Below are 14,926 nucleotides of genomic sequence, written 5' to 3'. Positions count from 1 at the left end.
TACTGAACTATAACCATGCCAAGATTAAACAGTTACTATAATTAGCTACTCCTAAAACCACTAAAGGTTAAAAGTAAATGGGTTCCTTTACCTAATGCTGTAGCTATTTGCAATTTCCCTCCTATTTCTTCTGCCCTTCGTTTCATGTTTAGCAATCCATTCCCAACATTTACTACAGAATTATCAAATCCACTTCCATTGTCTGCAATTTTCAAGCTGAAACCTGCCTCATTTATATCTAAAACTGCCACCAACTTAGTTCCTCCACTATATTTTACAGCATTATTTACAGCTTCTTTATAAATAAGGTATAAATTTTTCCTAACTACCATTGTTAAAGGCTGCACTATCATAGATCCCTTAACCTCAAAATCAAAACAAATTCCGGCACATTCTGCCAAATCTGCTCCAAAAGCCCTCATCCTTGCAATGGTCTGTTCCATCGTATCCATATTCGGATTTACACTCCATATAATATCACTAATGCTTTCTTGTACATCTTGCGCATTTTTTTTGATCTTTTCCAATGTAGATTTCTGTTGATCTTCGGGAGATTGCATAATGAGCGAATGTGTATAAAGAGATATACTACTTAAAGTGCTACCCACATCGTCGTGCATATCTGCACTAAGCCGCTCTCTAAGTTCGATGATACGATTGAGCTCTTCAATTTTTTTCTTATCCTTACCTCTTTGTAACCTGTAAGCCCTAATGATGAAGAAAATCAACACTACCAAAAAGAAAAACACGACAATAGTCCAAAGTCTAATTTGAGAAACTTTACGGTAGCTTTCAAGCTTGCTTTTTTCTTCCGCTATTTTTTCCAAATGGTTTTTTTGCTGCACCCGCATTACCAAAAGCCCGTTAAAAACAGAATCGTTTCGCTTAATTGCTTTGATACTCGAATCTCGATAAGCCAAGGCTTGTTCTGTATCCCCGAGCAACTCGTAATATTTACTTTGTACAGGAAAAAGCTTTTCTAACCTTTCGAGTTGTTTACTTTCGGCAATACCATTTCTGGCCAGCTTAAGCATTGCTTTAGCCTTAACCACATTCCCTTCTGCTAAAAAAATATCTGCCAATGGCGTAGCCGCACCAGATATCAAACCAGGATCTTTTAATTTCAATCCACCATTGAGGTCTGTTTCTATGAGCGGCTTAGCCTTGCTGTAATCTTTTAACAAGTAATAATTATAGCCAATGTTACCTAGTGCAATTGTTCTATAAACATCTGCCATTTTCTTCTTCTTGGCTTCTTCTAAAGCTTTACCAAAGTAAACAAAAGAAGAATCTACATTAGCTAAGCCCTTATAGCACAAACCTATAGTGTTATACAGATACCATTTGTTTTCGGCTATTTTTAGACATCTTTTGCCCATTTTAATGGCCTTTCCAAAATCTTCAAATTTATAATAGGCGGTAATAATGTTTGCACAATAGTTGGCATAATCGGTAATCTCTTTTTCATTATAAACCTCAAGTAATTTCTCTAACCTACCATAAGAATTAAAAGCCTTCTCGTAATTTAACTCTCCAATAAAATAATGATAACCTACGGTATGTAGCGCTCTAGCTTGTAAATTCGGAAACTGCTTATAGTTTTTCAGCACATGCTCCACAAACTTATCCATTTCATTTGAAGTGGCGCCACTACCTACCGTTACGCAAAATTTAACTACTTTAATAAAACCTAGTACTTCTTCATCTTTGGCTTCTTGGTATTGTTTATTTAGCAGAGCTTCTATAGCTGGGCGATTTTTGACATCTGAAATGTAAGAAACATACAACGAATCAAAAACTTTCCCTTTTTGATAGCTATTATCCCATTGGGCAAAAACAGGAAAGGTTAAGCCGAGAAAAACTAAAACCAACAGATATAGATACTTCACAGATGTTTGTTTGGTACTCTAAGATAAGAACATTACTCAAAAAAGTTGTAAAACAATCTTAATAAAACCTTAAAACCCTGATTTTCAAAATCCATAAACACAAACCCAAATGATCTTAACCTTTTTAAAACCAGTCCAATTTGCATTCCCCAAAAATTAAGAATAGCTTTGAACTTGGATTATGGGCTAGCCCTATTTATAACAAAACAATATTATGATTATTGAACCTAGAATGCGTGGTTTTATTTGTTTAACAGCTCATCCAGATGGGGCTGCACAAAACGTAAAAAACCAAATTGAATATGTAAAATCTAAGGGGGCTAACAACGGCCCAAAAAGAGTTTTGGTAATTGGTGCTTCTACAGGCTTTGGTTTGGCTTCACGTATTACTGCAGCTTACGGCTCTGGTGCTGCTACAATTGGTGTTTATTTCGAAAAAGAACCTAAAGAAGGTAAAACCGCTTCGCCAGGTTGGTACAATACTGCCGCTTTTGAAAAACAAGCACAAACAGATGGTTTATACGCAAAAAGCATCAATGGCGATGCCTTTTCTAACGAGGTAAAACAACAAACTATCGATTTAATTAAAGCTGATTTGGGCCAGGTAGATTTGATTATCTACAGCTTGGCTTCTCCAGTGAGAACTAACCCAAAAACTGGTATTACCCATCGTTCTACGCTAAAACCAATTGGTGGTACTTTCTCTGATAAAACAGTTGATTTCCACACGGGCATTGTTTCTACAGTAACTATTGAACCTGCAAACGAAGAAGAAATTGAAAATACAGTTGCGGTAATGGGCGGCGAAGATTGGGAAATGTGGATAGATGACATGAAAGCTGCTGGTGTATTGGCCGAAGGTGCTATTACAGTTGCTTACTCGTACATTGGCCCTGCAGTTACCGAAGCAGTTTACCGAAAAGGAACTATTGGCAGAGCGAAAGATCATTTAGAGGCTACGGCTTTTACCATTAGCGATAAATTAGCTGATTTGAACGGAAAGGCTTATGTTTCTGTAAACAAAGCGTTGGTTACACAAGCAAGTTCGGCTATTCCAGTTATTCCTTTGTATATTTCTTTCTTGTACAAAACCATGAAAGAAAAAGGTTTACACGAAGGTTGCATCGAACAAATTGAGCGTTTGTTTGCTCAACGTTTGTATACTGGCGGCGATGTTCCTGTTGACGAAAAAGGTCGTATCAGAATTGACGATTGGGAAATGCAGGATGATGTACAAGCTGCAGTTGCCGAACTTTGGAAAACTGCCGATACCGACACTTTACCTCAAACAGGCGATTTAGCGGGTTATAAAAAAGATTTCTTAAACCTTTTTGGGTTTGATGTGGCTGGTGTTGATTACGCTGCCGATGCAAATGAAATGGTAGAGATACCTGGTTTGCAGAAGGCAGAAGCATAGTATTTTGAATTAGCTAATTAGTGAATATGCTAATTAGCTGATTTGGCCGTCATTTCGAACGAGGCACGAGGAGAAATCTAGCGATTAGTTAATATCTTATTAGATTTCTCTTCGTCATTCTTCCTCATCGAAATGACGGTTTTTTTATACAGTGAGCAATCATTAGCTAATTATCGCATCCACCAATCATAACATTACCTATCCGCCACTGCGTAAATAGGATCATCTATGTTCACTTCAATCGCCCCTGCGGCATTTCTCAACAATTTCCTACTATCCGCACTTAAATGTTTTAACGTAACAGATTTATCCAGCTTACGATAACGGTCGGTAATTTTATGCACTGCGTCAATAGCACTCATATCTGCAATTCTACTTTCTTTAAAATCAATCACAATTTCTGCTGGGTCTTCCTGTAAATCGAACTTTTCTAGAAATGCAGTGGTAGAACCGAAAAACAGCGGACCGTAGATTTCGTAATGCTTCACACCATCCTCATCGATGTATTTTCTTGCTCTAATTCGTCGGGCGCTTTCCCAAGCAAATACCAAAGCAGATAGAATTACGCCAATAAGTACCGCTAGCGCTAAATTATGTAGAAAAACAGTAACCGCAGCCACCACTACCCCAATAAAAATATCAGCCTTAGGCATTTTATTGATGATACGGAAACTGCTCCATTCGAAGGTGGTCACTGCCACCATCATCATCACACCAGTTAGCGCAGCCATAGGCAATTTTCCAATCACGGGTGCACCAACCAAAATAATCAGCAAAATAGTTAAAGCACCAATAATTGCAGACAACCTGGCTCTCGCTCCGGCAGAAAGATTAACCAAAGTTTGTGCAATCATGGGGCAACCGCCCATGCCAAAAAAGAAACCATTTAAAATATTGGCCGTACCTTGCGCCACACTTTCTTTGTTACCATCGCCTTTGTTGCCCACAATTTCATCTACCAAATTTAAGGTCAGCAAACCTTCGGTTAAACCTACCATCGCCATAATTAACCCAAAGGGAAAAACAATTTTCAAGGTTTCAAAAGTAAAAGGCACTTCTGGAATATGAAACGGAGGAAAGCCGCCAGCTACAGAAGCAATATCACTTACCGTTTTGGTGTGTATGCCAAATACAAGTACAAGTGCAAAAACCACCATAATAGCCACTAACGATGCTGGCACTGCCTTGGTAATTTTAGGCCACAACCAAACCACCAATATCGTAAGTGCCGTTAAGCCCACCATGGTATATAAAGGTGTACCACTTAACCATTCTTCTGTTCCTTGCACTTTAAACTGGGTTAACTGTGACATAAAAATCACGATTGCCAAGCCATTAACAAAACCATACATTACAGATTGCGGCACCAGCCGGATGAATTTCCCCAACTTAAACCAACCAACTGCAATTTGAATAATACCTGCCACTACCACCGCAGCAAAAACATACTCCAAACCATGCAGTTTCATTAGCGCAATTAAGGTAATCACGGTTGCTCCTGCACCACCCGATACCAAACCTGGCCTACCGCCTAAAACAGCAGTAACCAAACCCATAATAAAAGCAGCATACAAACCCATTAACGGAGGAAAACCAGCCAAAATAGCAAAGGACAACGACTCGGGTATCATCGTCATCGCCACGGTTAAGCCAGCTAGTATTTCGTTTTTATAGCTTATTTTTTGAGAAAAGTTGAAATGGGGCATCGCTGTCGGTTTTGTTTTTTGCAAAAGTACACTTATCTATGGTTTAGTTTACCACAGATGCACAGATAGTTTTTTTTTAAGAAAACCACATAGACACATAGGTTTTCATTTGCTGGTTCGCTTTGAGCTCTGTATCCTTTCTATGCTTGGTCGTCACTCCCCCGCGTAGGCGGGAACCACGAAGTGCTCAGCGAAGCTAATCGTAATGCTCTATAAACACCTAAATATTGTATTAAGATCCCAGACTAAGTCTGGGATAGTGTACTATTAATGTATATGCAAACAAAAGCTGTGCATCTGTGGCTAAAAGAACAACAATTCCCTATCTTTATATCATGTCAAATATTCAACTCATTATAGAAGAAAGACCAAGCGATATTGGTAATTTTTTAGTCGGCAGGTTACTTCCTTTTAGGGAAAAAAGATTGGTAGGGCCATTTTGTTTTATAGACCACATGGGACCAGTAACGCTTAGCGAAAATGAAAGTTTTGATATTGCGCCACATCCGCACATTGGCTTATCTACACTTACCTTTTTGTTTGAGGGAGCCATTATGCACCGCGATGGCTTGGGCACCGAAGTAGAAATTAAGCCTGGTCAAGTAAATTGGATGACTGCCGGCAAAGGTATTGCACACTCTGAACGCACACCAGATTATTTGAGAGGCTCGGTAAGAAATATGCACGGTTTACAAATTTGGGTAGCCCTACCAAAGCATTTGGAACAGATGGAACCCGAGTTTTACCATGCCGATGGTGCAGATATTCCAACTTGGCAAGAAGATGGTGTTGATTTTAAATTAATTGCTGGCGAAGCTTTTGGCAGAAAATCGCCGATACCGGTTTACAGTCCGCTGTATTTTATAGAAATTAAAAGTACCGAAGAAAAAACGCTAAAAATTGGCGATGATTTGTTTGGCGAAAGTGGCTTATACATTTTGGAAGGTAGCGTAAGCAGCGAAGGCAATACTTTTGGCCCGAAAAATTTCTTGGTAGCTAAAGATGCCAAGCTTTGCGAGTTTACTATAGCAGCTAATACCACAGTATATATATTTGGTGGCGAACCTTTTGCAGAAGAGCGTTTTATTTATTGGAATTTTGTGGCTACCAGCAGAGAATTAATTGAGGATGCCAAACAAAGGTGGTTAAAACAAGAGTTTGGAAAAGTTCCAGGAGAAACGGATTTTGTGCCATTGCCGCCGCAAAGCAAGAATGTGAAATAATTTGCAGCAACTGTTCGCTCTCCTTTTCAAGGAGAGGGCTAGGGAGAGGTGCAAATTGCAAACCCCTCTCCCCATCCCTAAAAAGGAGAGAGATTACAACAAACCACACTACTAAGCTCCCTATTGAAAAATAAAAAACTCATTATTTTCACAACTATTTTTTTCCTAATCGTTAATTCGATAGGAAGCTGGGAAGGAAAACTAGGTATTTTTGCATTTCCTTTATTCATAGTACTTTTTATATGCTATGTGCTACTCTTTATTTTATTTGTTCGGCAGTTATTTTTATTGGCTAAAGAAAAGCTAGCAGATAAACAACGTTTAATTACCTCAATTACATTAGCACTAGTTTTAACGCTAACTTTCTTTAAACCTCGTGGCCTTATCAACTTTGATGATTTGCGAGGAAAAAATCTACTAGTTGCAGATTACGAAGGCGCTGGAAGCTGTAATTCTACGCTTAAATTTAAAGAAAACAACAAGTTTACAAACAGAGACGTTTGTTTTGGAATAGACGAAATTACTGGCACATATTATAGGAAAGGAGATACTTTGTTTTTTCAAAATATAGCACCTATGAAAATGAAAAGCAAGTATAGCGAATTTGCAATAATCAAAACATACCAATCTCCAAAAGGAATTTATGTTGGGCAATTAATCTTATACAAAAACAGAAAAGATACAACTGGACTTCGATTTGATATTACTTTGAATAAACTTACAAGCAACTAATAAAGCCTAAACTACAGCAGTAGCAAGTTAAGGATGTCCGAAACCTATCCCATTTAATAAGGAGATTTGAAATAATACGTAGACTGCGAGGCCAACAAATACTAGGTTTCGAACATCTCTAATTTCATGTCTTAGCATTAAAATGCACTAAACCCATTCTAAACTGCCATTTATCGTTTTTACTTAGCAACTTTGTAAGTTCGTTTATTTATCCCAACACCTTTAATTACTACACTTTTCCAATGTGGCGGAAGCGCTGTTTTAATTTGCTCTATACCTCCATCATCTTTAATATTTACACCGCCAAAACCCATAATTACTGCTTGCAGCAAACCACCTGCACCAGTAGCAAAATAAGGGTTGGTACCGCCCTTAAACTCGGCAATAACCCTAAAAGGCGGATTAAGATTTTTTTGGTAAGCATCGCTAAACCAGTGGTAGGCTTTTTCTCCATCGCCAAGATGACTGTATAAGAGCGAAAATATGGCCTGTGTCATTGCAGGTGTACCTTTTTGTGGCACTTTAGTTTCGTAAAAAGCGAGATCTCGTTTAATTTGTTCTTTATCTCTTATCACTTTTAGTGGGTAAGCTAATAGGTTAACGTCGGCTTGTTTTATCTGCTGATCTGTATAAGAATCGTGCTCGCGAGTTACTCCATTTGGCATTTTTTTGATCACTAAGTTTGCGGCTATTTTTTGCCATTCGGCATTGGGCTGCAAACCAAGCTCTGCTGCGCATTTACTAGCTGCCAATAAATTTTTAGAGGCCGCAGCATTGGTAAATGCATTGTTATCTACATTTTCGGCCCATTCATCAGCCGCTACAACATTTTTAATCTCATATTCGCCCTTATCATTGGCTTCAACCCTACTTTGCCAAAAATTAGCAGTTTCTTTCAAAAGTGGCCATCCTTTTTCTTTAAGCCATTGCTTGTCTTTTGTTACCAGATAATAATTCCAAGCAGCAATGCCAACGCAAGCTGTGATATGATGTTCAAATGGACCTGTTAGTGCCCAAACAGGGGTTTCTTCCATTCCGGAGTGTGCGCTTTCCCAAGGAAACATTGCCCCTTTATAGCCGTAAATGCTGGCATTTTTCTTTGCCTGTTGCAAGCGATCAAAACGATAATCTATCATGCTTTTGGCCACTTCAGGGTGTAGCAACAGCATGGGCGGGTACATCCATATTTCTGTGTCCCAAAACACATGCCCATTATAACCCAAACCGCTTAACCCCATAGGCGAAACCGAGTAGCCGCTATCTTCCCTAGAAAAAGCGTACAAATGGTATAACATGCTTCTAATATCTTGCTGCGCCTGTAAATCTCCCTCAATTTCTATATCGCTTTGCCACAGTTTTTGCCATTCTTTATAATGTTTTTCTTTCAATCGTTTTACGCCCTCTAAGGAAGCAAATATAGTAGAGCGCTCGGCTTGGTTATATGGATCTGGCGTATGCACCGAAGAAATAAGGGTTCCTATCAAAGCAAAAGAATACTCTTGACCACTAGCCAATTGCTTGGCAAATTTAGCCGTATGAATGTGCATGTCATTCATTTTATGAACAATGTTAGGCTGGTTTTCTTTGCTCTCGTTAAATAGGAATGTATTGCTGGCGGCAATGGTTGTAGAACCTGTAGGGCTTTTTGCAACAGATGTGAGTAGAGGGATATATACATGCGCCTTCTCAATTTCGTTAAAATAATTTTGTTGGTCTCGCAGTGCGGATGGAGTTTCTAGCAAATTGTCTACTACAATTGTTCCGCTGGTCTTCATCTTTACGGTTACCTCCATCATTACCGTATGAGGCAAATGGCGTAAAGCAGTATAGCTGTAGGTTACATTGGCCACATCTTTATAATCAAAAGAGCCAACAAATTCGCCTTTGCGCATATCTAATTTTTGGGTGTAGTTAGCTATGTTGGCCATGGTAATACCTGCACCGTTAATGGCAAGTTTCATGTTGAGCAGGTTATAGCTAGGTAAAAAATTACTTACCCTCCCGCGGGCGTATTGGTCGTATACTCCGGCAAGCACCACTTCTTTTACCTGTAACGGCTGTGGCGACGACACAATGCCCACCATACCGTTAGCAACCGTAATTCCGTAATAGTTATCTGTAGTGATTTTTTCGGCAGTGATTTCCCAAGGGTGCTGAGCCCATATCGCCACTGGCAACATAAATAACATTAGCACTAAATATATTCTCAAATTCATTTCTGTTTTAATTTAAAAGTTTAAATATGCCGTAAGAAATGCCATCCAACTTTATTGGTAGGCATTTTCTATCTAATTAACATTTGCCTTACTCGCGGTTAGCAAATTAATTTGCGGCATACTTAATAAAGCATTTGCTTTTTGCAACACTATAAGTTGTTTTGTAAAGTTTATAATTACTAGAGGTTGGTTTTTCATTTTCTATGTTTGGTGTAAGCCCATTTTAATCGATAGAGAAACAAAAAGAGTTATAGATATTTCTAACTGTTTATTAGACAGTTAGAAATATCTATCGAAAATGTAATTTTAAAAAATAGACCTAAAAGCTAGTGCCGAATTAATTTCTGGAGACGAACCGCTCATACCGTTTACCTTCAAATAATCGGAACAAACACTGATCTGACAGCCAAAATCAAGATCCATAGTTCACGTTAAATAGCTGAGAAAATGAGCAAAATCTAATAATCTAGATCATCTTCATACCACAGAATAGGCAAGTAATTTTGTCTCAAGATTGATTAAATACAATTAACCTGAATTTGACCGTTATTTTGCTTTAGGATTGCTTACTGCTATTTTAAGGTATTTAGCCTTGTAACCTCTCTTTTTTTAGAGAGGATAGCATTAAGTATTGAGCACCCAAAACATTAACAATCAAACTCAGGTTTGTACTTCACAAAACAGCTTTTATTGTCAAATAGGATTGACTAGGCACCATGCGAAGCAAAATACCAGCTAATGTTATTTTAATAGCCTGTATTTTGTTTTAATTCTGGATTTGCCTCTAATGCACTAATTGGAATTGGCAATAAAACTTTATAGCTGGCCGATATGTAGTTTTTATTATCTCTGGCCGCAGTATAAGTACCAAAACGTACCATATCGTTTCTACGGTGACCTTCCCAATACAGTTCATAGCCTCTCTCGTTATAGATTTTTTCCAAATCAACCGATAACAGTGCCGCTTGGCTTCTTTTGGCTCTTAAAATGTTAATATCACCTAAGGCTCCGCTAGCATCACCGTTTCTAAATTTAGCTTCTGCACGCATTAAATAAGTATCTGCTAGGCGATAAAAGTGAAAATCATTACCTGCTGCACCAGTATTTTTAGTTAACGGATCTGGTGCATATTTAACCACACGTACCCCAGCCTGCTCTGATGAGTTATTGATATTGAACTGCTTAGTAAAAATTAATGGCTCTCCGGTACGTGTTTTTAAGGCAGTACCATCTACGCCATATTGTTGCCCTACCAAAAAGCCTTGGTTAAAACCAAGTTTGCTAACTAATCGTGTGTCCTTAAACCTTAAATCCGAAGTATTCCATGTATCAAAAAACGTTTCTGTGGTACAGCAACCATTCCAAAGGCTAGTGAAACTGCCAAATTTTTGGTTATAATGTAAGGTAATAGGAACCCAAACTGAACCGGTTAGCCCTAGGTTTTCATCGTAAATTACTGATAGAATAGATTCTGTATCGTATCCATATTTAGCATTATCGTATTGGAAAAGCGCCCAATAATCATCAGCTATTTTATATTGGCCAGAATTAATAATATCATCGCAAAGGGCAATTACTTCTTGCCATTTTTCTTGATTTAGATATACCTTATAATTTAAATATATTTTTGCCAGTAGCATTTGGGCTGCCGCTTTTGATATTCTGCCGTATGGTACTTCAGTTTTCTTTTTAAGCACGGGAATAATCTCGGTAAGTTCTTGTATCATTCTTGGCACAGCGGTTTCTCTTGTTAAAATTTGAGGTGAGGCAGAATAATCTAACTGAGAAAACTCTCTGAACGGGAATTTACCAAAATTATCGTTAAGCAAAAACATACACAAAGCACGCACAAACTTAACTTCTGCCTGGTACAATTTTACTTCTTCTGTTTGCGGGTATCTATCTAAATAGTACAAGGCAAGGTTAGCTTTTGTGATACCAATTAAAAAGCTGTTCCAAGTGTTTCTGATGTAAGTATTTTGTGGTGTATACTCATGCGTTGTTAAGGTTTGTTGGTTAGCATTTACCCAATCAGAACCACGGGCTGGCCAAGCCATTTCATCGGTAGTGGCCAATATTGTGCCCCAAACACCACTACGGTTTTGTATATCGCGAAGGTAAGCATACGCTGGGGCAACTACTGTGCCCATGTTTTCTATATCATTAAGCGTTTTGCTTCCGTCTTGCTCGTTAAGAATTTCTTCTTTAAGATCGGTACAGCCAGTAAAAAATACTGTTGCAAGCAAGCATATAATTATTTTTTTCATCTGGTTATATTTTTTTATTGATGATGATGAAGCTATCACGGTTTAATTGTTCTACTTTTTTTAAGTTCGAAAACCATGGTATTTTCATTTTTCTCAAAATTTAAAATTCAACATTTAAGCCAAAGGTTACTGTTCTCACTTTTGGATAGGTTGTCCAATCTATACCTATAGAAGGTACGCTGTTAGCAGAATGGTCGCTATTTACTTCGGGGTCGTAACCAGAATATTTCGTAATAACAAATAGGTTATTTCCAGAAGCATACAACTGCAATCTCTTAATAAAATCTATTTTTTTAGTATTTACAGTATAGCCCAAAGTTGCACTGCTTAAACGGAAATAAGATCCATTTTCGATAAACCTGCTAGAGTAAACCAATGTATTGTTTGACGCTTCTGCCAATTCTGTTGCACTTTGTATAGCATTCCAACCTTTAGGAAGTAGGGTTTTTTGAGCCATTACGTTGGCCAAGTTATTGTAAACTTTGTTGCCATACACTCCGTTAAAGAACAAGCCTAAATTCCATTGTTTATACCTAACACTAGAATTAAAGTTATAAGTAAATTTTGGCAGCGCATTGCCCAATTTTTGCTCCAGAGGTTTTCCATCGCTACCTAGCTCAAATATGCTTTTGCCGCTGGCATCGAAACCTAAAAATTTGTAGCCCCAAAAGGTACCAATTGGCTGGCCACTCATAATTACCTGCGATGAATAACCTGTAATACCTGGCCCACTTGGCGAGCCAGTAGTGATACGGCTTAAAGGCAAATCTTTAACTTCGTTGTTTACTTTAGCGAAATTAGCCCCAATATTCCATACCAGATCTTTCTTATCTACTAAAACACCGCTTAAGTCTAGTTCTACTCCTCTGTTAACAATGCGCATATTAGGTACGTTAGACCATACAGTAGTAGTAGGCGCCGGAGCAATAGCATATACTTGTACCAATACATCTTTGGTGTTTTTTTCAAACAAATCTACCGAGCCTGTAATTCTGTTTTTAAGGAGGCTAAAATCTAGACCAAGATTATACTGAGCTGTACTTTCCCATTTTAAATCGGGGTTTGGTGTACGTGTTAAAGTAATACCTGGAGTAACATTACCCAACGAGCCGCCTAATACAGCTCCATTATTGCTGCCTGTGCCCAATACTGCTTGCGAAATCTTATTCGGGATTTCTTGATTTCCAGTGATACCCCAACCTAACCTTAGTTTTAGTTCATCTATAAATTTCGCTTTTTTCATGAAACTTTCTTGGCTTAAACGCCATGCAACCGATGCCGAAGGGAATTTACCATACTTGTTGTTCTCGCCAAATTTTGTAGAACCATCTGTACGGAGTGTACCGGTAAATAAGTATTTGCCATTATAGCTATAATTTACCCTGCCAAAAAAAGACTGCAACTCGTTAACCTGAATACCAGACCGCACGCTAGCTGTTGTGTAGTTACCTAATGCCAAGTTGTTTAAATAATCTATCTCATCACTCTTAAAACCATTTACAGACAAACCATAATTGTAATTCTTAAAATGTTGATAAGAATGCCCCGCTAATAAATTTATACGGTGCATTTGGTTTATTGTGGTTTCGTAAGTAAGAAAATTTTCCATCAACTTACTAGTTAGCGAAATATCGTTAACATCAACAGTACCACCGTTTGAGAGATAAATTAAATCTTTACGTTGTACAACTTTTCTCGAAATGCTAGAATAATCAAGTGCAAAATTTACTTTATATGCTAGGTTTTTGATGATATTTACTGTGGTAGTTAAGTTACCCAAAAACCTATCTGTACGGTTATTGTCGTCGGTAAGTTTAATCATAGCCACTGGGTTTCTTTCGTCTCCGCTAGACTGGTAATAAGAGCCATCTGGCTTAAACACCGGAAAAGTAGGGTTTAACTTTAGTGCAGAGAGTAACACATCGCCCTCGTGCCCACCAGTTTCGCCTATCGGAATACGTTGGTCGTTGGTACGGGCCCAGGTAACGTTGGCCTCAAATTTCACTCTATTTTTAAGTGCGTTTTGTGTAACGTTAAATCGTCCGGTGTACTTTTCCATGCCAGTTTTGTCAATAATACCCTGCTGGTCCATCATATTCAACGAAAAACGATACAATGTATTCTCGGTACCGCCACCGTATGATAGATTGTGGTTTTGGGTAGTTGCCGTACGGAATATCAGCTCCTGCCAATCGGTATTGTTATTCAAATCGGTTACTGTAAAACCGTTGGCTTTTACGTATTGTCTAAATTCATCTGCTGTTAGTACATCTAGTTTTTTTGGCAGTTCAGAAACTGATGTATATCCAGAGTAATTGACAGAACCATCTCCCTTTTTACCTTTTTTGGTAGTTACTAATACCACACCATTTGATCCTCTTGCACCGTAGATTGCGGTTGCCGAGGCATCCTTCAAAACTTCGATAGACTCAATGTCGTCTGTATTAAGGAAATTTAATGGATTTTTCTTTGCAGAAGCTCCCACTCCAGAAATACTACCTCCAGAGGCCTGCACATCGGTAATATCTAACGGCACACCATCTACCACATACAATGGGTCTTGCCCAGAACGGATGGAGTTTGCACCCCTAACTCTAACAGTCATGCCTACACCTGGTTCGCCGCCGTTAGAAGTAATATTTACCCCAGCAACACGTCCTTGCATAAGTTGTGTTGGCGAGGTCATTAATCCCACGTTAAAATTTTCGCTCTTCAGCGTAGAAATAGAACCAGTTAAATCTCGCTTACGCACTGTTCCGTAACCTACCACTACTACTTCATTCATAACAATGTTCGATTCTTCTAGCACAACCTTTAGCGTTTTGCCTGCAACAGCTTGTATTTCTTCAGAAACAAAGCCCACGTAGCTGATCAAAAGTGTTGCTCCTTTTTCTGCAAGCAAGGAGAACTTTCCATTCTGGTCGGTAACGGTAGTTTCTGTGGTTCCTTTAATCTTAACACCCGCCCCAATAATAGGTTGGTTATCGGCTTCTGTAACCATTCCGTTTACCTTAATCTTTTCTGATGCTTTAGCTGGCAACAGATATATTTTCTTGGCTTGGGCATCAATACGATAGGTGTAATTTGGTAAAACTTCGTTAAGCACCTGTGTTAAAGGTTTTTGCTTTACGTTTACATTTACCTTTTGCGTTACATCAATATTGGCATCGTTATAAAAAAACACGTAATCAGTTTTGCTTTCAATAAGTTTTAACACTTCTTTTAAAGGCTTATCTTTTACATTTAAATCTAGTGGTGTTTGTTGCGCAAAAGCCCTATTAGAGCAAAATAATACACAGCAAAAAATGAGTATTTTCATGCTACATAAGCTTAGACTTTGCATAGAAAATAGATTTGGAATATCATCCCAAAAAGTTTTTTTCATAAATTTGTTAGGTTTAATTGATTTATCATATTGTTAAGGGCCGCTACCCTTAACCACTTTAATGAAATTAACATTTGCTGCAAGTGGGTTT

Annotated in this window: 8 protein-coding genes; 3 read left to right on the top strand and 5 right to left on the bottom strand. The window is 38.2% G+C overall.

Going from position 1 to position 14,926, the window contains the following annotated elements; genetic code table 11:
• Positions 1-41: 41 nt before the first annotated feature.
• Entirely contained in the window at positions 42-1,889 is a 1,848-nt protein-coding gene (locus OVA16_RS08490) for an ATP-binding protein (RefSeq protein WP_267764875.1), read from the bottom strand.
• Positions 1,890-2,103: 214 nt separating this feature from the next.
• Here OVA16_RS08490 and fabV point away from each other — a divergent pair, with 214 nt between their 5' ends.
• On the top strand, positions 2,104-3,306 hold the full coding sequence (gene fabV, locus OVA16_RS08485) for an enoyl-ACP reductase FabV (protein ID WP_267764874.1): 1,203 nt from the start codon (positions 2,104-2,106) through the stop codon (positions 3,304-3,306).
• 194 nt (positions 3,307-3,500) lie between these two features.
• On the opposite strand, the gene OVA16_RS08480 is transcribed toward fabV, so the two are convergent.
• Complete coding sequence (locus tag OVA16_RS08480) at positions 3,501-5,012, bottom strand: SulP family inorganic anion transporter (protein WP_267764873.1); 1,512 nt, start codon at positions 5,010-5,012, stop codon at positions 3,501-3,503.
• Positions 5,013-5,347: 335 nt separating this feature from the next.
• Here OVA16_RS08480 and OVA16_RS08475 point away from each other — a divergent pair, with 335 nt between their 5' ends.
• Together OVA16_RS08475 and OVA16_RS08470 are read left to right on the top strand one after the other, a co-directional pair.
• A complete protein-coding gene (locus OVA16_RS08475) occupies positions 5,348-6,235 on the top strand; it encodes a pirin family protein (RefSeq protein WP_267764871.1) in 888 nt (295 codons plus the stop codon).
• 123 nt (positions 6,236-6,358) lie between these two features.
• Positions 6,359-6,967 carry a hypothetical protein gene (locus OVA16_RS08470; RefSeq protein WP_267764869.1) on the top strand — a complete coding sequence of 203 codons (609 nt, stop codon included), beginning with the start codon at positions 6,359-6,361 and terminating at the stop codon, positions 6,965-6,967.
• 179 nt (positions 6,968-7,146) lie between these two features.
• Here the strand turns inward: OVA16_RS08470 and OVA16_RS08465 are convergent, their stop codons facing one another.
• The 3 genes from OVA16_RS08465 to OVA16_RS08455 form a co-directional block, all read right to left on the bottom strand.
• Complete coding sequence (locus tag OVA16_RS08465; protein WP_267764866.1) at positions 7,147-9,183, bottom strand: glycosyl hydrolase family 95 catalytic domain-containing protein; 2,037 nt, start codon at positions 9,181-9,183, stop codon at positions 7,147-7,149.
• Positions 9,184-9,929: 746 nt separating this feature from the next.
• Positions 9,930-11,450 (bottom strand): RagB/SusD family nutrient uptake outer membrane protein, encoded by a 1,521-nt coding sequence (locus OVA16_RS08460; RefSeq protein WP_267764865.1) that lies wholly within the window; start codon positions 11,448-11,450, stop codon positions 9,930-9,932.
• Between the two features lie 100 nt (positions 11,451-11,550).
• Positions 11,551-14,835, bottom strand: coding sequence for a TonB-dependent receptor (locus OVA16_RS08455; RefSeq protein WP_267764863.1), 3,285 nt, complete (start codon positions 14,833-14,835; stop codon positions 11,551-11,553).
• Positions 14,836-14,926: the final 91 nt, after the last annotated feature.

This window comes from Pedobacter sp. SL55 (assembly GCF_026625705.1).
Classification (GTDB): domain Bacteria; phylum Bacteroidota; class Bacteroidia; order Sphingobacteriales; family Sphingobacteriaceae; genus Pedobacter.
The sequence above is the reverse complement of the archived record's forward strand: the minus strand, read 5'-3'. Positions and strand labels throughout refer to the sequence as shown.